Annotated in this window: 15 protein-coding genes; 4 read left to right on the top strand and 11 right to left on the bottom strand. The window is 45.0% G+C overall.

All coding sequences use genetic code 11. The annotated features are described in order from the left end of the window. Positions 1-10 precede the first annotated feature (10 nt). The 8 genes from NDI48_16720 to NDI48_16685 form a co-directional block, all read right to left on the bottom strand. The gene (locus NDI48_16720; GenBank protein MEP0832819.1) at positions 11-934 is read right to left on the bottom strand and encodes a nucleoside hydrolase; all 924 of its coding nucleotides are present in this window, start codon (positions 932-934) and stop codon (positions 11-13) included. 87 nt (positions 935-1,021) lie between these two features. Then, positions 1,022-5,032: a PAS domain-containing protein gene (locus NDI48_16715; protein MEP0832818.1), complete on the bottom strand. Its 4,011-nt coding sequence runs from the start codon at positions 5,030-5,032 to the stop codon at positions 1,022-1,024. A 120-nt stretch (positions 5,033-5,152) separates the two neighbouring features. Then, entirely contained in the window at positions 5,153-5,488 is a 336-nt protein-coding gene (locus NDI48_16710; protein MEP0832817.1) for a hypothetical protein, read from the bottom strand. A gap of 129 nt (positions 5,489-5,617) precedes the next feature. Beyond that, on the bottom strand, positions 5,618-7,057 hold the full coding sequence (locus tag NDI48_16705) for a SagB family peptide dehydrogenase (protein MEP0832816.1): 1,440 nt from the start codon (positions 7,055-7,057) through the stop codon (positions 5,618-5,620). A gap of 355 nt (positions 7,058-7,412) precedes the next feature. After that, positions 7,413-8,273: a cytochrome c biogenesis protein CcdA gene (locus NDI48_16700; protein MEP0832815.1), complete on the bottom strand. Its 861-nt coding sequence runs from the start codon at positions 8,271-8,273 to the stop codon at positions 7,413-7,415. A 50-nt stretch (positions 8,274-8,323) separates the two neighbouring features. Further along, complete coding sequence (locus NDI48_16695) at positions 8,324-8,716, bottom strand: hypothetical protein (protein ID MEP0832814.1); 393 nt, start codon at positions 8,714-8,716, stop codon at positions 8,324-8,326. 276 nt (positions 8,717-8,992) lie between these two features. After that, entirely contained in the window at positions 8,993-9,427 is a 435-nt protein-coding gene (locus NDI48_16690) for a hypothetical protein (protein MEP0832813.1), read from the bottom strand. Between the two features lie 122 nt (positions 9,428-9,549). Then, positions 9,550-10,176, bottom strand: coding sequence for a GNAT family N-acetyltransferase (locus NDI48_16685; GenBank protein ID MEP0832812.1), 627 nt, complete (start codon positions 10,174-10,176; stop codon positions 9,550-9,552). Positions 10,177-11,417: 1,241 nt separating this feature from the next. On the opposite strand from NDI48_16685, the gene NDI48_16680 reads away from it, so the two are divergent. Continuing rightward, entirely contained in the window at positions 11,418-11,603 is a 186-nt protein-coding gene (locus tag NDI48_16680; protein ID MEP0832811.1) for a PCP reductase family protein, read from the top strand. Between the two features lie 120 nt (positions 11,604-11,723). On the opposite strand, the gene NDI48_16675 is transcribed toward NDI48_16680, so the two are convergent. The 3 genes from NDI48_16675 to NDI48_16665 all read right to left on the bottom strand — a co-directional run bounded on the left by NDI48_16675 (position 11,724) and on the right by NDI48_16665 (position 16,899). Next, positions 11,724-13,583 carry a serine/threonine protein kinase gene (locus tag NDI48_16675; protein MEP0832810.1) on the bottom strand — a complete coding sequence of 620 codons (1,860 nt, stop codon included), beginning with the start codon at positions 13,581-13,583 and terminating at the stop codon, positions 11,724-11,726. 418 nt (positions 13,584-14,001) lie between these two features. Further along, positions 14,002-14,736 (bottom strand): hypothetical protein, encoded by a 735-nt coding sequence (locus tag NDI48_16670; GenBank protein MEP0832809.1) that lies wholly within the window; start codon positions 14,734-14,736, stop codon positions 14,002-14,004. Positions 14,737-14,814: 78 nt separating this feature from the next. Continuing rightward, on the bottom strand, positions 14,815-16,899 hold the full coding sequence (locus NDI48_16665; GenBank protein MEP0832808.1) for an S-layer homology domain-containing protein: 2,085 nt from the start codon (positions 16,897-16,899) through the stop codon (positions 14,815-14,817). A gap of 797 nt (positions 16,900-17,696) precedes the next feature. Here NDI48_16665 and NDI48_16660 point away from each other — a divergent pair. The 3 genes from NDI48_16660 (at position 17,697) to NDI48_16650 (ending at position 21,587) form a co-directional block, all read left to right on the top strand. Continuing rightward, positions 17,697-18,701, top strand: a complete 1,005-nt coding sequence (locus NDI48_16660) for an ABC transporter ATP-binding protein (protein MEP0832807.1) — start codon at positions 17,697-17,699, stop codon at positions 18,699-18,701. Between the two features lie 124 nt (positions 18,702-18,825). After that, on the top strand, positions 18,826-19,626 hold the full coding sequence (locus NDI48_16655) for an ABC transporter permease (GenBank protein MEP0832806.1): 801 nt from the start codon (positions 18,826-18,828) through the stop codon (positions 19,624-19,626). Between the two features lie 125 nt (positions 19,627-19,751). After that, positions 19,752-21,587, top strand: coding sequence for a Gldg family protein (locus NDI48_16650; protein MEP0832805.1), 1,836 nt, complete (start codon positions 19,752-19,754; stop codon positions 21,585-21,587). The last annotated feature ends 147 nt before the right edge of the window (positions 21,588-21,734 follow it).

Below are 21,734 nucleotides of genomic sequence, written 5' to 3'. Positions count from 1 at the left end.
GGGTCATTGCTTAGCGTGCCCATTGCTGCAATATATAGGCGTAGTATTTTTCCTGATCTACGTGGCCCATGGCTTGAATCTTTCTGCCGCCTGTCTCCACTTTGGTTCGCCCCTGACTTTTGCCACTTGTTACAATTACGGTTTCCCACTCTTGCAGTTGATAAAATTCTGGATGAGCCAGATAAGTTGTGGCAAGAACATCCCAAAAGTAATACACCTGTGTCATTACGAGTGCATAACATTGTCCTGCTAAATCCGAGAGGGGATATCGGCGTTGTTGAGTCAGTTGACGCACAAACTCGGAAGTTACGGGGACATGATTTGTCAGATCCAAGGGACATAGGATTAAAGGAATCTGAGTCTGCCATACCCGATGAGCCGCTAGGGAGTCCCAGTAAACATTCCATTCCGCTGAACCATCCTGTCCCGGTTCCAGAGCAGGTTCAACATTTCCCGGGACGTTGAGCGCTCCTCCCATCCAGACAATTTTCTCAATGTGTTGCTCAATTTGTGGTGCTAGATCGAGGGCAGCAGCTACTGTTGTCAGAGGGCCTGTGACCATCAATGTTACGGGTTGATCTGCCGCCAAGAGCGATCGCACCATAAATTCTTGACCGGTTTCTTGGACTAGCGGCGTCTGAACTTCATCCCGTTGGTTGAGAATGGGCAGATGATCCACCACAAAGGAATCACGGCGGTAAAGAGCTGGGAATGGATTGATTCCTCGAACTGTACTCTGGGCAACTGGAATGTCCGAACGCCCAACTAAATCCAAAATTTTGCGTGTCGCACTCACCGCAGGCTCGATGTAGCAGTCTGCTGGAGTAACCACAATGCCGAGGGGCTGAATATCTTCCATCGTCATGAGCAGCAAGGTTGCGAGATAATCATCTACACCGCCATCTTGATCCATTAATACTAGTTGTTTAGACATAGTATTTTGCCTTAATCAGAGTTTCAATAAGGTATCATCTCTTACTAAAAAATAAAATCATGGACAAAGAGATACCGTCATTACCCCTTAAGCCTTTACAGAGGGAAAGCTTATTTTGAATTCCATTCCCTGCTCTTGATTTAATTCAATTTCTCCCTCTAATTGCTGCGTTAAAACTGTAACTAACTTGAGACCCAACGTGGCTTTTTTAGGAAAATTTAAATCTTGAGGAAAACCAACCCCATTGTCTTTAACGATTAAGGTAAAATTCTGATTTTTATGAGATTTAAACTTCAGCTCTATTAAACCCTTTGCTTGGTTAGGAAAAGCATATTTTATGGAGTTTGACAAGAGTTCATTAACAATCAATCCACAAGGAATAGCTGTATCAATATTTAGATAAATAGTTTCTATATTAATATCAGTTTTGATTAATTCAGGATTAACCTTGTAGGACAGTATAAGATGATTGGTTAAAGTTTCAATATACTCGGCAAAATTAATTTTTTCTAGCGATGTCGATTGATATAATTTTTCATGGATTATTGCCATTGATTTAATTCGATTGTAACTTTCCTGAAAGACTTCCAACGTCTTTTCATCATTTAGATTCTGGGCCTGGAGGTCTAGCAAACTACAAATTATTTGCAAGTTATTTTTGACGCGATGGTGGACTTCTTGTAGCAAAATCTCTTTTTCCCGGAGCGATGCACGTAGAGCTTGTTCTGCAAGCATTCGCTCTGTAATATCAATGGCTACCGATACAGCCGCCGTATTTTGCTGATATTTCTGAACTGACATCAAGTAATTTCGAGTAGAGTTTTGGATTGATAATTTAATAATTTCTGTGGTAGTTGGCTCTGGACTGGCTAGAAACTGGTGGATCAACTCACACAAGTGAGATTCGGTTAAAAAAAAGCCAATTTCTCTACCAATAAAGGCATCTGGAGACAAGTTGAACATATTCGCTAAATGTCGATTAACACCCAGGTAACGCCCATCTGAAGTCATCCAGGCAACACACCCAGGCACAGTATCTATAACTGCCTGGAGCTGAGCTTTTGCTTGTTGTAGTGCCTCAATATAATCTTGGCGCTCAGCTTCTGCCTGTTTGCGAGATGTGATATCTTGAAAGGCTATGAGGGCGTATAAAATAGCACCCTGCTCATCATAAATAGGGGTTGCCCAGACTTCCAAAGGAACAATCTTATCGGGTTGATGAATCTCTAGATCATCAAGGGTTATTTTTTCCCCCCTCAACGCCCGTACAAAAGGTAATTGCTCTGGGGGATATAACTGCTCTGTCCCAGCAATATAGGCTTGATAAGTCTCAGAAAGCGGCTGGACAGGTGCTTTTAAAAGGGCTTCTATACCTTGTAGCTGCAAGCCGATTTGGTTGATATAGATGAACTTACCTGCTGTATCAATGACTCCTAGTCCCACGGGGATAGCTTCTAGAAATTGGTTCAGCTTTCTTTCACTTTCACGCAGCAAGGCATTTTCTTTTTTTTGCGCTATGATTCTCCACCGGACATACCCCTTTACAGCACTAACCAAAACCACAATATAAAGAGTGTAAGCCCACCAAGTTTTCCATGGAGGCGGAGTAATCAAGATTTTGATAGAAGTACCTTCTTCATTCCACACGCCATCATTATTGGAACCTTTAACTTTAAATATGTATGTTCCACCATTTAGGTTAGTATAACTGGCGTAGCGTCTGGTGCCTGAATAAATCCAATCTTTATCAAATCCTTCTAACTTGTAGGCGTATTTATTTTTAAGGGGATTGGTGTAGTCTAGAGCGGCAAATTCAAATCCAAAGAAGCTATCTTTGTAAGATAGTTTTATCGATTCAATTTCAGAAATTGATTTGTCTAACTTTACGCTTTCATTAAATTTTTTAAAATCAGTTATAACTATTGGGGGAATATGAGGATTGTATTTTACCTGATCGGGATAAAATGCATTGAAGCCATTGAGTCCTCCAAAAAACATTTCCCCTGTTTTACTTTTGAGATAAGCTTTCACTCCATCGAACTCATTTCCCTGAAGCCCATCGCTGACATCATAATTTCTAAATGTTTCAGTTTTAGGATTAAATTTGGAGAGTCCTTTGCCAGTGCTTAACCAAAGATTACCTTCATCGTCAGCTAAGATACCTACTACTGAATTGTTAGGTAGCCCATCTTTCTCTGTGTAATGTGTAAATGTTTCGGTAGCAATATCAAATTTATCAAGCCCTCCCCCAAATGTACCAATCCAGAGTGTGCCGGACGGATATTCATAGATAGATACAATTCGATCATAACTCAGACTATTAGGATTATTTGAATCATGTTTGTAGTGAATAAAATTTTCAGTCTCACGCTGAAACTTATTCAACCCACCATTCAAAGTACCAATCCAAAGGGTTCCAGAATGGTCTTCATGGATTAAAAAAGCACTAATATCACTCAAGCTATTGGGATTATTAGGCTCATTTGTATAATGTATAAATTTTTCAGGCTCTGGATCAAATTTGTTGAGTCCGCCACGGAGAGTCCCAACCCAAAGCGTACCTAAATGATCTTCATAAATGGAGGTGACGGTATTATCACTTAAGCTATAAGGGTCATTAGGATTATGTTGATAATGGGTAACTTTTTTTGTTTTACGGTCAAATTTATCCAGTCCACTGCCAAATGTGCCAACCCAGAGCATACCGTCTTTGTCTTCATAGATTGACCAAATATTGTTACTACTTAAGCTATAAGGGTTAGCTGAGTTGTGTGTGTAGTGAGTAAATTTTCCAGTTTTGCGCTCAAGCTTATTAAGTCCTCCCTCCGAAGTGCCAATCCAGATTTGACCCAAATGGTCTTCATCAATTGACATTACATGATTAGTGCTTAAGCTATTAAGATTAGCTACATCATTTGTGTAATGTATAAATTTTGGGGTTTTCAGATCTAGTTTATTGATACCACTCAAAGCTGTACCAATCCATAGAATTTGGGAATTATCGACCCAAACATAAATGACTAGATTATCATTCAAGCTCTGGGAACTAACAAGGTCATTTTTGTAATGATGAAACCGACCATCTTCAGGAGTAAATTGTTCAAGTCCTGAACCATAGGAAGTACCATGCCAGCTAGTTGTAGCTAACCAGAGATGACCTAATCGATCTTCAGCAATTGAATTGACAGTATTATGATTTAAACTGTTAGGGTTATCTGGATCATGAATGTAATGGATAAATCGCCCGCTTTCGCGATCAAATTCGTTGAGTCCTCCATTATTGGTGCCAATCCAAAGCCTTGCAGACTGGTCTTCATGGATTGATAAGACAGTATCATCACTCAAGCTACTGGGGTCAGATAAATTATTTCTGTAGTGAACAAATTGACCTGTTTTTTGATTGAATTTGTTGAGTCCCCCGCCACCTGTGCCAATCCATAAAGTCCCTAAATTGTCTTCATAAATTGAGAAAATAATATCGTTACTTAAGCTATTCGGGTCATCAAAATTGTGTTGATAACGAGTAAACTGCTCAGTTTCACGATCAAATTTATTAAGTCCTCCTCCATCTGTGCCAACCCAGAGTGTACCAAAACGGTCTTGATAAATTGACAAAACTCGATTCTGACCCAAGCTATTTGGGTTATCAATATCATGCATATATCTGGTAAAATGTTCAGTCTCACGATTAAATTTGTTGAGTCCACCGCCATCTGTACCAATCCAAATTATTCCTGACTTGTCTTCATAAATGGATGTGATAAAATTATCAGATAATGAGTGGCAATCAAGATCGTTATATTTATAAATTGTAAAGTCATAGCCGTCATATTTATTAAGCCCATCTTGCGTCCCAAACCACATAAATCCCTGACTATCTTGAAAGATAGAGTTAAGGCCACTTTGAGATAATCCTTGATCAGCAGTGATGTGTTCAAATTTAGCATTTGTCTCGGCGGCATATACAAAAGAGGGTAGGCTCAGAACGATTAGAATTGAGAGGATAAAATGTAGGATATTACGTTTGAGCCATTGTCGAGTTTGACGACTGATTTCATTTTGTAGATAATGCCCAGTGGACACAATGCTCACCTTCATAGACTCTACTGTTCCTGAAGCTCCTCGGATTATGCTTCTAAGATAATAGGGTGAGCATTGCCCACCCTACAGAAAATTTGTTCAAGTTTTAATAATGGCTTAAAAGAAAATCTTGAGAGATCAAGCACAGATTACTATCGGAGGCTCTTCAGGATTATCAATGTCACTCCAAGATTGAACCTCTGAATCTGTAAGTTCAGTTGGCTTGGAAGGCAGTGAGATTTCGTAGACTTGATTGCTGTCTACATTGATATCTGCACTCATGAGGCTTCCTTCTGAGCTGCTTTCGTTCACTCTGACTGTTACACCATTCGGAAGAGTCAGCCCATTTTCTCTAAGAACAGCAACGGGTTCGGAGATAAAGCGCTCCTTAAAACCTTCATCTAACCAGGCTTGGGCGACGACTTTGGACAAAGCTTTTTGTGATTCTGCACAATCTTTCGTTAACAAAAGCATTTTTTTCTTCCCTAGTAATGATTGAGCGTTCTTTTGGCTACTTGCCTTTCTTCAATTATTATTAACTATAATTAACTTATAAAAAATATACAATGCCAAAATGAATTGAATCTGAAAAGCCTGATTTCCCTAAACCAGAGGTTTGGTGCCTAGGATAAATTCTCCGACTGATGTTTCAGCATAATAGTCGGTTCCAGCGGCTGCGGCAAATAAATCAGAATTCCCATTGCCCAATGCACAAGGAGCAAGATTCATTGCTGTTGCTACTAAATACATGGTCTGGAATAAAGCTCCCACATTCTTGAGTAATGTTGCATGGGCGATAGACTCATAAGTCCAGGCAATTCTTTGGAAACGTGCAGAAATGATAATTAAGATTTGGGGGATACTCCGGTCTCGGTTTGCCAACCATGCATCTTCTAAAAGCGCTACCACATATTGATTTCTCCCAGAAATCTTACAAAGCTGATGATCTTGAGGACAATAATGGTAAAAACCTGAAGGAAGATTTTGACAAGTGTTGGCTATGACATAAAGCTCAAATTCGTAAGTGCCTCCTCCATTAACATAGAGTCTACTGCTCATTTCTTGACTTTCGGTTTTAAGAATTTCTTTAATCCGTGCTGAGCGGTAAAGAAACTCCCCAAGTTGCTTATCGGTTATCGGCTCATTATCGCTGTAACTTCTGATAGATTTTCTTTTTTCCAGAATCAAAGTCAAGGGATAATCAGAATTTTCGAGATTAGAGATATCCGGCTTGTAGAGGTCGATGGTATCCTTTGATACTTTGGGTTTAACGGCTGGCAGCGGTTTGATTTGCTCTAAGAACGGATAAGTTCTGCCAATGGGGTTACTGTGTCTCCCAGTTCTGGTTCTTGAATGAAAAAGTAAATTATGAAATTCCCATTGCCTAAGCGGTTCGCTCTCTTCTTCTTGGATTTTTCCGTTTTCCTTCACTTCAAAGAGCATTTTTGTACTCAACAGCAAGCTGAAAAATAATTGGGAAACCTCCTCCGAAATACCAGAAATTTTCGTACAAATTTCATCAGCTAATTGAGGTTTTGCCAGTTCAGAAATAAGAGCTGCACCTTTCCAATCAAATAGTATAATTTGAGCATGAGACAAGGGGGATTCTAGGACTAACTGTTGATTCTCTTTCCGGCAATAAGCAAAGCGCGACAAAACATACTTTTTGTTTACTGCTGCCTCCTTAAATTCAAGCTTTCCATCCAGTGAAAGAGGAACCAATTTGGCTAGAGGCAACCCCTCAAAAACAATACTATGACAGAGCGCACCAAGCTGGATTAGCTTTTGCAGGTAATAGTAAAACTGAGGTAGTTGAGATACGCCATCAATTTGCAGGACTAAATCACTCAGTTCTGCCTGAGTAGCACCCTCTGCTGCCAGCGTTTGGATAACGGCTAACAATCCAGGTGATGGCTGGTTAATAGTAAGGGATTTAGGAGGAATATTCCCTCTAATATGAGGAGATTGAATAATAAATTTATTGTTTAAGTCTTCAATTATACTAATGCTTTTTTTAAAGGAAAGCAGTAAGGGAAGTAGCATTGTAGAACTTGTTGATACGAGTAAGAATTTATATAAATATATTTTTGACGGAGCGGCGATTGGTCTTTTTATCTACTATTATAGGCGATGGCATCCAATCAATCTCGAAAAAAAATTTAGCGACTCTTCCTTCAACGGCTCTGCTCATCAGCCCAACCCGACGGGAATATCATAAAAGTCGTCCAGGAGACATATGTCTCAGAAAGTGATCGCTTTCCTTAAAAGAAGTGCGATCACTAATCTAAAACCCAGTTGTAGAAGAATTCTCATCCAACCGGGCACACACAATCAAAAAGCTCCCTCATCACCGCCCTTGAAAACCAAGAAACTCGAACACCTATACAGCAAAGAGGCTTTAACGGAATGCGACGGTTAAAACCCAACTAATCCCACTGTACAGGTAAAATCCTCCCATAATAATCAACAGCCCACCGCCGATACGCATGATCCATTCGGAATATTTAACTAGAGTGCGCGCTTGTTTGGCTAAACCTGTAAACAGACTGGCGAAGAAAATCAGCGCACTGGTACCCAAGGCATAACTGACCATTGTGAGTGTGCTTTGAAGCTGGGAACCTGTAGCCGCTGCCGCCGTAAGAACTGAAAACAGCACAGGGCTAGCACAGGGAGAACTGACCAACGCGAAGGTGACTCCGGCGGTGTAAGGCCCCGTGATCGGCAATGCCGCACCAAATTGGGGTAAAGGCAGGCGTATAATCTCTAATAGCGTCAGCCCCATCAGCAGAATCACCAAGCCAACGATGATATTGACGTGACCCCGGTAGTCACGCATGACAGCCCCCGCAAAGGAAGAGACTAATCCCAACAAGCTGAGAACGGTTACCACTCCCAGGACAAATGACGCCGCTTTAATGAAAGCATCCCGGCGCGATGTAACTTCACGAGTGCCGATGTAAGTGAGGTTCACAGTCAGGAGTCCAATGTGGCAGGGTGAGATGCTACCAATCAAACCTCCCACAAAAGCTAACAGAAGTAAGACCAGTGGGTTCGCCGTATTCTGTTTACTGAGCCATTCCTTATAATTTTCTTCTAAAGAGAAGACAACTCCTTGAAGTGGTTCGTATAGGGTATTCCAATCAATCAAGCTGAGTGCCACAATCAGTAGAATCGTTCCTATGAAGAGCAACCCAGGCACTAAAAATTTTAGGTGCTTGCGTCCCGCCAAATATGAAGTGAAATTTTTGGTACGTGTCATGGTGTGCTTAGTTTCAAGGGATTTGATACTGTGGCCTTGAGATTAGGCGCTCAAAAATCACGAGGGCCTGTATATCCAGATACCTCAGCGAGTTTGTCCAACGAACACCCGCCGACACAAGAAAACTTTCCATTAATTTCCCAGGTCGGAAAACTGTTGATGTTTAACTTGCGGCAGATTTCGGACTGTGATTTTTCGCCAGCCGGATCGCACTCAATGTAAGTAATTTGACTAATTGCCTCTTTACCAAACCATTTCTTTTGTCCGTTACAGGCGACACACCAATAAGTGCCATACATCTTCGCGTTATTCTGTTTCAGATAGTTGGCTAAAGCCAGTTTGGAGGCTTTTCGAGACTGATACTGATCCAACGAAGTACATCCAGTTGTCATTAGCAGTAGGACGATAGAGACAGTAGCAGCCAACTTCTTAGATTTCAGCATAACCTGTTAATGATTACTCTCCATGTCTTGTACTGAGTCGGTCAGAATAATTCAAAAACCTCGTCAGACAGAACTCCGAACCTTTTTAACACAAAAATTATGTTTTTATTATTGACTATGCCGGGGAATTAATGTCACCCTAAAATTGACAACTTTATTGACTCTTTTTATTCTCTGGTGGGAGCTTTTTGTAATCTTTAAAATGCTCCTCATCGGCCACGTCAAGTTTCACGGCTACACGCCGAACTCTATGAGGGGGTGGCACACCATCAAGCTTCAGTTTTTGAAATTGCGATCGCCTTTATAGCCCGATAAATCGGCAAGATCTTGCAAAGACCTCATTCCTCCATATTTGTTACCATTGATTTCCCATGTGGGAAACCCTTCAACACGAGCCTTTTGACAAAGCTCAGGCCGTGCATTTTTCCCTGCCGGATCACACTCAACGTAGTCCAACTGGCTGAACGCCTCATTACCGAACAGTGATTTTTGCTTATGGCAGTAGGGGCACCAATGAGCACCATACAATTTTGCACCTATCTGCTTTAAATGGCTGGCTAGCGCAACTTCTGGCAGAGCTGCTGAGGAGCTGGTTTGTGCTGAAGCTGAGGCTGAAGATGTATTTTGAGACGACTTTGTTGAGGAACATGCAGTAGTCAATGTTAGTAATACTACAGATACAACGGCAGCAAACCTGAGAGATTTTCGCATTACTGGATAAAAGTACTTTGGACTTATTGATATTAGACCTATTCTGGCACTAGCTCTCTTTCAACAGCAATCGGGATCGATGAGAATAGAACCTGTATTGGAGCGGTTTTGACAGCTTAAGGCTACAAATAACGTTCTGGCATTGGTTCTTTATCAACCCTGTAAATTTTGAAGCCGCGCTTGATGTAGTTATTCAATGCGTGGGGCCCATCTAAGTTGCATGTATGAACCCACAAGCGTTGAGTGCCTCTATTCCAAGCGTAGGCGATGCCATGACTCAAGAGATGTTTACCCAAACCTCGACCAATGTAAGTTGATCTCAGGCCAAAGTAAACAATCTCCGTCGAGAAAAATCGTCCTGTCGGCCCTTCTTTGCGCTCTGCCAGTTCGATGTAGCCAGCAGGTACACCATTAACATACAAAACGTGGACGCTGGTTCCGGGATCTAACAGCAGTGCCTTAATTTCCTCATCCGAGTGAGATAGTCGTTCACGCCAACGCCATTCCTCACCGACAGAACTATACAAGAAACGGTAAAAGGCGACATCGGGCGTTCCCATGCACATTAATTTCATGCCGTCCAGGTAATTAAGATACGCTGGACGGAATTGAGACCAATCCGTCATTTGCAGATAGGTGGTTACCAGGGTATCCGGTAGACGGATATTTGATAAAGAATTAGAAGACACCTGAAGCGGATCGCTTTTGGTACTTCCCGTTGCCTTTTCGACCGAGCCATTGATCGCCATTTTCAATCAGGTCTCCACGCAGAAATACCTATTTGACGGTGCCAGTAATGTACTGGTCTTGCTCATAAACTTTAAACTTAATTTGAATTTCATAATAATAATAAGAGGCGCAGTTTTAACTCGATTCGTCGCTTAAAATTGTCTCAGATTTCTTACCTCTCAGATGTTGGGAACGATACCAAGCGTAAGTGTCGGTTCCATCCGTCATCAAAACGTCGAATGTTTTGGTTTTGAAACTGGGGGCGCTTTTAATATCAATTATCAATCAAGCTGAATTGTGCTGTCAGTCCCTCTGGCCCAACAGGGTCGGAATTGATAAGGAAGATCGAGTCTACTTAGGTTTGTGGCGCTACCACTGCCTACTACTGCTCAACGGTTAACTTAGCACTTTCGGCTGTACGACCTTAGGACAAATTGATATATTTATCCAGATCGCTTCCTGATTCTCAATACCCTAACGGTCTAGCCGTTAGTTGTTTTGGCACTCCACAGGCGTTAATTCGGGCAGAGCCTATCTCTAGCTAGTGCCGCACAGCTCTATCCCTTCATCTGCGGCTGATTTAAGGTTGGTGGGTTGGCCAACAACCTTAAACCAGCCACGCTAATATTAAGACCTTTGTATGGGTTCACTAAAAACCTTGAAATTCCTAATTTATGGCTTTCAGTAGCCTCATTCTACCGAGTTTTGCCTAGATTTGTCCATTTTTTGGACTGATGTTAACTCTCCTCACCATTTTGAGGAGAAGTCAAAAATCGTTATCCTGCTGCCCAGTATGCCTGTGTGAGGGATTTCCTTAACGGTGTTGCCGAAGTGAAAGGTGTGGCGTCAGTTCCGGCGCTCCCTGGAAGCGCTTGATTGGTAGAGTTTGTTAGGTTGGCTCAAATCGCTTCCATTGAGAGCTTGATTCTATTAACCCAACGGATACTAAATTATTCAAAATTACCAGACAAAAAAACAATTTTATAACCTCAGTTGTTCAATTCTTATAAAATTTAGCACCAAATAATTGTAGCAATCCTGGATTAATATACTATTACTTTAAAACCACTCAAAAATTTTTAAGGCCCCATTTAAACTAACAAGTACAGCTCTTTAAAAAGGAGAGAGAACCAATTTCTAGGGATTCTGGGAACGCAACTTCGTCTCAGCTTCAAGCAGTTATACTCAAAAAATAGCAGTAAAATAAAAACAGATGAGCTTTAAATTAAGAGCGGATTGCTAACACGAGGGGCTTACAATTATGAGCAGCTCTGATTTTATGGAAACCCTGCAATGGACAACTGAGGCGAAAGCCATGTTGAAAAATATTCCCTATTTCGTTCGTGTCCAAGCTCGAAAACGAATTGAGCAATTGACTCGTGAAGCGGAGTTGGACGTGGTAACCCCTGAAATGGTTGAGCAGGCAAGGGCTGAGTTTGGTCAGTAAGGCATGGAGGGGATAAGAATAAGCAATAAGGTTGAAGTATAAGAAAACTTCCTCGCCATCGGACGGAATATAATTAATTACTCAATCGTTATATTTTTATACTTCATACTTCATACTTTTTTAGGAAATTGGTTGCCAAATCTTGATCGTCTGGTCACTACTTCCACTCACCAGAATTTGTCCCTTCAGTCCAAAGGCAACAGACTCAACAGCTCTAAAATGACCCGAAAGAGTACATAGCCGTTTTCCGGTTTGCCAATTCCACAACTCAATCGTTTTGCCACTGGCACAGGCAAGCGTCTTACCATCCGGGTTAAAGGTGATGGACGCTGTTCCACTCGACTGAGTCGAAAAGCCTCGCAGTTGTTTGCCTGTCGTCGGGTTCCACAGGTGGATCGCGTTACTACTCCCACTGGCAAGGACTTGCCCATCCAGGCTATAGGCCAGGGATGTAATTTCGGTCAACTGATTGGAAAACGTGCGAAGCAGTCTGCCCGTGTGGGGATTCCACAACTCAAGGGTGCCATCCAAACTCGCAACGGCACAGGTATGACCATCGGGCGTCAACGCGACTATCCGAGCTGAATTGGAGTTTCCGGCCAAAATACGCAGTAGCTTGCCGGTGCGGACGGCCCAGATTTTGATTTCCCAATCCCCACTACTGATCAGAGTCTGACCATTGGGACTAAAGGCCAGGTAGCGAACTCGATCCGGGCGACCCGCGAGGGTGTGGAGTAATTCCCCCGTATTGAGTGCCCACAACCGGATGGTTTTGTCATAACTACCCGTGGCTAAAGTGTGACCATCAGGACTGATGGCAATGCTAGTAATCCGGTGGGTATGGTCGCTTAGGGTGTTTCGGGCTTCTCCGGTGCTGAGTGACCATAACTTAACCGTTTTGTCAAAACTGCCGCTGATTAAGGTTTGACCATCGGGGCTGATGGCGATCGCTTTCACCACATCCGAATGCCCCGTCAGGGTTCGGCGGAGTCTGGCTTTGGCCCAAGCGTTGGAGGTTGTGCTGGTTGTGGGCAGAAAGCTGGAAATTAAGGACAAGAGTCGTTTCGGCTTTAAGGGAATGGAATCTGATGATCGCGTTTGTTCCACAATCGGAGGGGGAAGTGGCAGGGGTGGTGGGGAGACAATCTCTTCAAGGCAACGCAAAATCATCTGTGGCGTTTGAGGGCGTTTACCGGGAAATGTCGCCATCAGGTAATCAATTAAATCTGCCAATTCCCGCGAGATGTGCGGGGAACTCTCTCGCCATTGCAGCCGACCGGTGCGGGGGTCTTTCTCAAAATCATTGGGGTGTTTACCGGTCACTAAATAGACAAAAGTGCGTCCCAAGGCAAAGAAATCCGACTGCGCCACAGCATGACCCTCCGCTTGCTCTGGGGGAGTATAACCGGCTGAAATAATCACGGTTCCTGTAGCATTCTGTTTTTGTTTCTGTAAAAAAGTCTCGGTGATTTCCCGAACCGCACCAAAGTCAATTAAGACCAGTTGTCCAGTAGGCCGGATCATGATATTGGTTGGTTTAATATCCCGGTGGACGAGTTCTTGTTGATGGACTTGAGCCAGAATATCAGCGAGTTGTTTCAACCAGGCGATCGCTTGTTCTTGAGGGATGGGTTGATTCCCGCGTTTCGACTGCCATTGCTTTAAATTCAACCCCTCAATTTTCTCCATCACCAGGCAGTGCAGTTGCTCACCCTTCGCGTCAGCCAGCGTAAAATATCCATCAGGCTCAACCCTAGGAATACCGGGATGCTGTAGCCGACTCAAAACTAAAGCTTCTCGTTGGAAGAGAGAGACGGCCTTTTTTTTACCTTCCGGGCTTTGGAAACGCTCTGCCCTGAGAATTTTTAGGACTTTTAGAGTCCCACCATCATCCACTTCAAAGGTTTGACCAAAACCTCCTTTACCCAGGAGTTGATGCACACGGTAGCGATCTTGAAGTAACAAGCCTGGTTGAATCATGAGCGCCCTGGCAAAAGTTAATTTTTGCGACGTAGCTTTAGCCATTATCTGAAAAGTGGAGTGTAGCGGAGCTGAGACTATTCATAGAGAGGCAGCAGCAAGATGAAAGGCTACACAGCTATTTAACCCTTTCATCAGTCTTTAAATTCAAGAACTTTCAGATAAACGACTAGGAACTAGGCTTACGCCAAACCACGTCCTGTCCGTTGCAGTCCCCAGTCTTCAGTTTTCAGTCCTTTGTCCGCAATCCCTATCTTCAAGAATAATCTCTTCGTGAGTACTTATCTCTGTTTGCCTATCCCCTTATGCAAAATCCTGGCATTAGCTCTCAATCAACTGGACCTGATCGAGGCGAGTGTCCTGTAGCCTACCCTAATTGATAGAAGGCTAAAGAAGCGTCGGGTGAGGCGTTTCTCAATTAATTCTGATCACAATCAGGTGGAGGCGGTTCTGATTCAGCATCTTCATTGATTGGCGTTACAATTTGAGCGGACATTTCGTCTTGGTGCAGGACGACGGACTTGAGCTTGAGGTAAAAGTCGGAAGGATCAGGGGGTGGAGTGAATTGGTGAATGGGTTGTTTATTCACCTCACACCGAGACCAATTTGCATCATAGTTGGAACGAGTACCCCTATCCGTGGATGCCTCTTTTCCTTCGTCATCCAACTGGATGAATGTCTTTGCTACCTCTTGTTCTGACATCGTTGTCGGTGCCACCGTCTCCGGGTTGGCGGTTGTGAGTGGCTCCTCCGGGATGGACTCCACCCTGACGCTCTCGTCGAAGGTCTCAGGTAAACTGGGAGTGAATAGCGGTAGACTCGGTTCCAGGTTCAGATCCGTTGCTCGCGTCGTCGGGTATGCTGCCAGCTTTTGGGGCAGTTTGCGACTAATCAGCCGCTCAAACTCATGGTTAAACCGATAAATTGGCTGTCCTCGTCGTGCCCAGACGGCTAAGATTTGCTCGACAGACACGGCTTTATACCGTCCCTGATAGAGTGCCTCAATTACACCTAGACGTACCCAATGCGCTGAATGGTTCTGGAGCCACAAATTCACTAATTCTTCAGCCGTGTAGCCCCTGAGTTCAAAACCATAGTGCTTGAGTAGCGCAACGGCATAGGCAACGGCTGAGTCTGTGGTTGGCTCCCTCATCTCAATGGTCGGTATTAGATTTTGGATTGTGGCAGGAAATGAAAGTTTCCTCGACTCCAAGAGCTCCCTCATCAGACCTCAATTCGGCTGCGTTGAACCTGAAACAATATAAGGTGAGTTGGAAGCTACCACGCGACCAGTTCTCACTAATGCCTGATACATAAACGCGATCGCCAGCGCACGGGAAGCGTCCTGTTTAAGTTGTAGGAGCTTCGGGTTGGGGTAATTGACCACAATCCCGGCTTGAGTGGCAGCAGCAACCGCTGATTTAGCATAAGCTGGAATACTATCGTGATCTTCGTAAATTTCCAAGACTTTGACATCTGCACTGGGTAAGGAAAGCCCATGTACCAAGGAAGCCATCAGATCGATCCGCCGCAAACTTTGTTGAGGGTGGAAGGTTTGGTCAGGATAGCCGGACAAAAATCCACCGCGATAGGCTTGACTAATCACGGGTAAGGCCCAAAAGTCAGCCGGAATATCGATGAATTTGGTATCTGGGCGAATCGCTGTAGGGTTAAACACTTTGACGACTAAGGCGGCATACTGAGCTCGCGAGAGCGGTTCATCGGGCTTAAACGAGCCATCCGCGAAGCCAGTGACGAGGTTCAGGTTAGCGAGGCGACGCACAAACTCAGATGCCCAGTGTTGCTGAATATCGCTAAAGGAAGGAAGGGATAGGTTAGGGCTGACAATGTAGGGAGAAGCTATAGCCTCCGCTCGTCCCGTGGAGACTAAGGCTTGATAAATCAACGCCGCAATCTCAGCACGAGTAATGTTACGCATCGGTTCGAGCTGATTGGTTTTGGGATAATTCACTACAAGTCGTTGTTGAGTGGCGGTGGCGATCGCTTCTGTGGCGTAACTGGGAATTTGGGCGCGATCGCTGTAGAACACCAACAGGTTAGCATTGCCACTACCCAGTCCCAACCCACTCACCAGCGACACCAGCGCCTGTACCCGCGTCAAATTTTGCTGCGGACGAAACGTGCCATCGGGAAAGCCGGAAATAAACCCCATCCCGGCGGCAACGCGAATCGCCGATGACGCCCAAAAGTTAGCCGGAACATCGGAAAATACCCCCGCTCCCGTCCCCCGTTGCCGTGGCAAATCAAACGTCTTGGCCAGAATTGCCGCATACTCCGCCCTCGTGATGCTCGCTTCTGGCTTAAACGTTCCATCCGGAAAGCCCAGAATTAGCCCTCGTGTCACCAATCCCTGAATGAAGGCTGCCCCCCAATGATTGCCCAAATCGCTAAACAGAGCCGGTCCCGTCATGGCGGTTGGAACTTGAGCTGAGCCTAATGTAACAGGGCCCGAAACTCGTGCCGGATTGAGCTGATTTCCCACCGAAACCAACGTCAAAGACGTGCTATTTTGCAGATCAACTTGACCGTTATCCCGCAGGATATTACCGGCTGGGTCTTGAGTGCTGCCCAAATCGGGTTTGGACTCCCCTGTAATCACCAGACCCCCATGGGTATTTTTCTCAATCAAATTCCGACGGAGTACAGGTCTAGCGCCACGGGAGAGGAAAATGCCCGAATGGTTGCTCACCAGATTGTTATCTGTGACTAATGGTGCCGCTGAATCACTAATTGCAATGCCATAACCGGTTTTTTGACACAGATTACGTCGTACTTCCCCTTTAGCATTGCGGACTAAAAACACACCACTGGATGCATTTTGGATAAATATATTATCCAGAATTAAGGGTTTGCCTGTGCCAGTGACAAACACCCCCTCACGACCGCAGCCTGTGAAGGTATTGTTAGTAACCATCGGTGCTGTTGATTCAACCCAAACTGCGGTTCCCTTTTCCACGGGATTGGTCACTGTTACGCCCCGCAATTGAGCCTTCGACTCCAGCCGCAGAGTGATATTTTGTGCATTAAACGTTGGGCTATTATATTTTCCACTGCCCACGATGACAATTCCTTTGCCTTTACTGGGTTCATGTCCCAGCACCATCACCCCAGTGGGGACAACTAAAGGAAACACTTCTCCCCCAGCGGCATTGTAAGTTCCCGCTGATAACTGAATGGTCGTTCCTGATGATGCGGTGGTGAGTGCCCGCGTTAAAGTTTTGAACGGGGACTGAGCGTTACCAGTACCGGTATCCTTACCCGTTTGTGGGTTGACGTAGAGAGTGGACTGAACCATATTTGCTTTTTACTAGAACAAAAACAGTGATAGGGGATTGGTTAGAGCGTTGAAGGTGACAAACTTGAAGGTTGAAGATAAAAGATTCAATTGACTAACTTGTAGGACTTACCAACTGGCTTTCACGACCAACATTCAACTTGCGAACCGACTAACCTGTAACCCATTTCCATCGGTCTTAGAAAACGGCAGACCCGTCAGGCGTTAACCTTACGAGTGGAAAATCCCTCTCAGTCGTAGACACTGGGGGATGAGAACGAGTCAGGACGTAGGTTTTTGTGTCCATAACATAGCTGTAGATATGTTATAAGTTATCTGGTTGCTGACCCGCCCAACTGTATGGACATCAGACAGGCTAATCCGAAGTAGCAGTAATATGCTTGCCGCAGAAACATCAGAGCTTGGGGAAAGAACATGACCACTGGTTAGTAAGGTTACGTCCTGCTGTAAAAAATAAGCCAAGCCATGTTGTACGAGAAAGAAATAAACGACCTGCGGAAGGCGGGTTGCTGCCAGGGTAGCAGGGAACTGCTACGGGAGTCAGGGGACGAGTTTCCAAACCTCCAGACGCTTTGTAAGACCATTATCGAGTTCAGTCTCGAACATCTTCTTTGGAAGAGTCCCTAACATGGCACAGCGATTGAAACTGGAAGCTGCCTGAGAACTGTACTCAGTTCACTGGCAGTACTTCACTCTAAGAAATATTCAAGGGTGGAAGTTCGGCAGCATCCACCAAGCATCCTAGCTTTTCCCCCAACCCAAGTGAGTAAAACCCTTATGATGAACGACCAGCACCCATGATTGAAGTCGAGCATCTCAGCAAAATCTACGCTTCTACCCCAGCTATTCAGGATGTTACCTTCAAGGTCGAGCCTGGAGAAATCTTGGGTTTCCTAGGCCCAAATGGTGCCGGGAAAACAACCACCATGCGGATTTTAGCTGGATATTTACCCGCAACGAGTGGCACAGCCCGGATTGCTGGCTACGATGTACATGAAAATTCCATGGAAATCAGACGGCGGATTGGTTACTTGCCAGAAACGCCCCCCCTGTATCGAGAAATGACGGTTGAGGGATTTTTGCACTTTGTGGCGCGGATTAAAGGCGTTGTGGCGGGCGATCGCACCGAACGAGTCAACTGGACGATGGAACGCTGCAACCTAACCCAAAAGCGCAAAGTCCTGATTCGCAAACTGTCCAAAGGTTTCCGCCAACGTGTCGGGATTGCTCAGGCGATTGTCCACGACCCCCCGGCAATTATTCTCGATGAACCCACTGTAGGACTCGACCCTCGACAAATCATCGATGTCCGTAACTTAATTAAAAGCCTCGCTGGAGAGCATACAATTATCCTCTCGACCCATATTCTGCCAGAGGTGAGTATGACCTGTAATCGTGTCGCGATTATCAACCGAGGTCGCATTGTGGCTACCAATAGTCCTGAAAACTTGATGGCTCAATTGGCAGGAGGGGCAGGTTATGAACTAGAAGTAGACGGCGATGCCCATCAGTTACAAAAATTATTACAGATTGTGCCCGGAATCTGTATGGTCGAACTCGTTAAAAATCCCGAACTCCCCCCTCAGCGTTCCCTGCTTCGCATTATCAACGCCCCCGGTGCTGAACCCGGACGCGATATTGCGTCGGTTACCTTTGGGGCAGGATTGGGCATCCATGAACTGCGACGCACTCGCGTCACACTGGAAGATGTGTTTTTAGAACTGACAACCAGGGAACAACCCATCGAACCGTTGGATGATGAAATTGAAGAGACTGAGGTTACCTACAAATCTGAAGTGTAAAAGATAAAGTATGAAAATATTCAGAGACTACAAGCCCAACGAATCTCCCAAGGATTGGGTTGAGCAGTTAGTTTCATCCTTGATACTTTAGCCTTTAGTAATGCAGCATCTGGAGCAGGAATAGATGGGTGTCGTTATTGCCAACATTTTGGCGATCGTTCGCAAGGAATTACAAGGCTATTTTGGTTCGCCCTTGGCTTATTTAGTCGCCAGCATATTCTGGCTATTGTCGGGTTTCTTTTTTGTCGCGATTCTCCTAAGTCCAGATGGCATCCTTCAGCAAGTCGCACAGCGAGATCAAATGGGGGTACCCGCACCACCCCTGGATGTGGCTTATGAATTTTTAAATGCCTTTTTGGGCTTCCTCGGCCCCCTAACATTATTTGTATTGCCAGTTCTCTCGATGGGGCTATATGCCGAGGAACGTAAATACGGGACGTTAGAGCTATTGGCAACCTCTCCAATTACCAATTGGGCGGTGGCTGTGGGGAAATTATTGGGCGTGCTAGCGTTTTTCACATTCATGATCCTGCCCTTGCTGGTTTATGAAGCGATCGCACTCTCGTCTACCAATCCCCCCCTTGCCCCCGCCGCCCCCTTACTCGCTCACGCTGGATTAATCTTATTAGCGGCTTCAATTCTCTCGTTAGGAATGTTTATTTCCTCCCTCACCGACAGCACAATTGTGGCAGCTTTCATCACCTTTGGGCTGAATATTTTCCTGTGGGTGATTGGTTGGGTTGCCCAAAGTGTCAAAGGCCCCATCGGTGAAGCTATTGGTCATTTATCATTGCTGGAAAACTATAACAACCTCGTTAGAGGTATCCTCGACCCTAGTAGTCTAATTTTATTCGCCAGCTACATTATTCTGGGCATATTTTTAACGGCTCAGTATATCGATGCATTACGCTTCCAGCGCACTTAAGTCAACAATCTGTTGGGGACTGGGAACTGGCAGGGAACGAGACAAGGGGGAATGATGCCCATTACCTATTACCCATTACCAATCCCTGAAGACTAATGACTAATAACTAATAATTAATGACTCTTATGAAGACCATTGCCAAAAAACAGAAAACGAATTATTTTAAATACCTGTTTTGGCTCGGCCCCATCCTGAGCATCATGGGTCTAAGTGCCAGAGTGGTTGCTGGTCAATGGTCGCCAATCGCTTTGGGGTTGCTAATTGCTGGACTTGTAATTATAGGATTGTGGCTGATCTTGGTAGGCAGTTCACCCGGATTTTGGGGACGCCGTTCCACTCAAGCCGGAACTAATGCCATTATCGCCACCCTGGCAATGATTATAATTTTGGGGCTGATTAACTTTTTAGGGGTTCGCTATGGGCAGCGAATCGACTTAACAGACAACCAGCTATTTACGCTCTCGCCCATGTCGCAACGGGTGGTGAAAACGTTGCAGCAACCCGTGAAAGTTTGGATGTTTTCTGGGACGCCTAACCCAGCGGACTTGGAATTACTGAAAAATTACCGCCGCTATGGGTCTAAGTTGGAATATGAGTTTGTTAACCCGCAATTAAAACCGGGACTGGCTCAAAAGTTTAATGTTAAGTTACCTGGAGAAGTTCACCTAGAGTATGGTCAAGACCGAAAATTGGTACAAACGGTGGACGAGGCAGAGCGTCTCTCGGAAATCAAGCTGACCAATAGTATTGAACAATTGACGAGCGATCGCATTGATCAAGTTTACTTCCTACAAGGACATGGAGAACGCCCCTTAGAAGAGGTAGAAGGTGGACTTTCTCAAGCGGTAAGTGCCTTAAAAGATAAAAATTTTACCCCCCTACCTCTCAATTTAGCTGAGCGATCAGAAGTTCCCAAAGATGCTTCTCTGGTCGTTGTTGCCGGTCCTAAGCGGGCGCTGTTTGAGCCAGAAGTTCAAGCGTTGAACAATTATCTTTCTACAGGCGGTAGCTTACTATTGATGATTGACCCGGAAATCAATGCTGGACTGGATAGTTTATTAACCGCTTGGGGAGTCAATCTAGATCGTCAGATTGTGATTGATGCTTCAGGGGAAGGGCGTGGAGTTGGACTTGGCCCTGCCACACCACTGGTTACTACCTACGGGAATCATCCCATTACCAGGGATTTTGGAAATAACTACTCTCTCTATCCAGTCGCACGGCCGGTAGAGGTTACTCCTGTACAAGGCGTTACAGAAACTCCCCTGTTGCGGACTAGTGAAGAGAGTTGGGCTGAAAGTACCCCTGAGACACAACCCCTACAATTCGATCCAAAAAGCGATCGCCCTGGCCCTTTAACGCTAGCCGTTGCCTTAACCCGCAAAGCTATACCCCCGTCAGCGTTACCCACACCAACACCGCAGGCAACGGCAAGTCCTGGGGCTTCTCCTTCGCCAACAGCCTCCCCTAAAGGGCAAGTCCCAGCCTCACCCACACCAACACCGCAGGCAACGGCAAGTCCTGGGGCGTTCCTCTCGCCAACAGCCTCCCCTAAAGGGCAAGCCCCAGCCTCACCCACACCAACACCGCAGGCAACGGCAAGTTCGGGGGCTTCTCCTTCGCCGTCACCGTCTCCCACAGCACAAGCGTCCCCTTCATTAGTCAATGAAAAACCGATTGATAAGAGGACATCTGAGTCAAGACTCGTTGTCATCGGCAACTCCAGTTTTAGTAGCAATGGTTGGTTTGAGCAGCAACTGAATGGAGATGTTTTTCTCAACTCCGTTAGTTGGTTAAGCAATCGGGACGATCAAACCTTGTCTATCCGTCCCAAAGAACAGAAAAACCGTCGCATTAACTTAACATCCATGCAAGCTGGAGTACTCGGTTGGACGGGATTATTGATTATGCCCTTACTAGGTTTGATGACAGCAGGAGTCATGTGGTGGCGACGCCGTTAAGGTGGAATGTTGGCAGGTTAATACAGAGTTGAACGTTGGCAGGTTGTTAGCGTAGCACCGGAGTTCATACGAGGACGTAGCCCAAGTTTAAAGTTGAGATTTAAAAACTTATAGACCTCAACTTTAAAACCTTCAACTTTAAAACCG

It is taken from the genome of Microcoleus sp. AS-A8, from assembly GCA_039962225.1.
Taxonomy (GTDB): domain Bacteria; phylum Cyanobacteriota; class Cyanobacteriia; order Cyanobacteriales; family Coleofasciculaceae; genus Allocoleopsis.
This window is presented reverse-complemented; position numbering and strand designations above follow the sequence as displayed.

What these genes read in the sequence shown, in the direction of transcription:
- NDI48_16720 (MEP0832819.1), bottom strand. Translation starts at nt 934, where the DNA reads ATGTCTAAACAACTAGTATTAATGGATCAAGATGGCGGTGTAGATGAT.
- NDI48_16715 (MEP0832818.1), bottom strand. Translation starts at nt 5,032, where the DNA reads ATGAAGGTGAGCATTGTGTCCACTGGGCATTATCTACAAAATGAAATC.
- NDI48_16710 (MEP0832817.1), bottom strand. Translation starts at nt 5,488, where the DNA reads ATGCTTTTGTTAACGAAAGATTGTGCAGAATCACAAAAAGCTTTGTCC.
- NDI48_16705 (MEP0832816.1), bottom strand. Translation starts at nt 7,057, where the DNA reads ATGCTACTTCCCTTACTGCTTTCCTTTAAAAAAAGCATTAGTATAATT.
- NDI48_16700 (MEP0832815.1), bottom strand. Translation starts at nt 8,273, where the DNA reads ATGACACGTACCAAAAATTTCACTTCATATTTGGCGGGACGCAAGCAC.
- NDI48_16695 (MEP0832814.1), bottom strand. Translation starts at nt 8,716, where the DNA reads ATGCTGAAATCTAAGAAGTTGGCTGCTACTGTCTCTATCGTCCTACTG.
- NDI48_16690 (MEP0832813.1), bottom strand. Translation starts at nt 9,427, where the DNA reads ATGCGAAAATCTCTCAGGTTTGCTGCCGTTGTATCTGTAGTATTACTA.
- NDI48_16685 (MEP0832812.1), bottom strand. Translation starts at nt 10,176, where the DNA reads ATGGCGATCAATGGCTCGGTCGAAAAGGCAACGGGAAGTACCAAAAGC.
- NDI48_16680 (MEP0832811.1), top strand. Translation starts at nt 11,418, where the DNA reads ATGAGCAGCTCTGATTTTATGGAAACCCTGCAATGGACAACTGAGGCG.
- NDI48_16675 (MEP0832810.1), bottom strand. Translation starts at nt 13,583, where the DNA reads ATGATTCAACCAGGCTTGTTACTTCAAGATCGCTACCGTGTGCATCAA.
- NDI48_16670 (MEP0832809.1), bottom strand. Translation starts at nt 14,736, where the DNA reads ATGAGGGAGCCAACCACAGACTCAGCCGTTGCCTATGCCGTTGCGCTA.
- NDI48_16665 (MEP0832808.1), bottom strand. Translation starts at nt 16,899, where the DNA reads ATGGTTCAGTCCACTCTCTACGTCAACCCACAAACGGGTAAGGATACC.
- NDI48_16660 (MEP0832807.1), top strand. Translation starts at nt 17,697, where the DNA reads ATGATTGAAGTCGAGCATCTCAGCAAAATCTACGCTTCTACCCCAGCT.
- NDI48_16655 (MEP0832806.1), top strand. Translation starts at nt 18,826, where the DNA reads ATGGGTGTCGTTATTGCCAACATTTTGGCGATCGTTCGCAAGGAATTA.
- NDI48_16650 (MEP0832805.1), top strand. Translation starts at nt 19,752, where the DNA reads ATGAAGACCATTGCCAAAAAACAGAAAACGAATTATTTTAAATACCTG.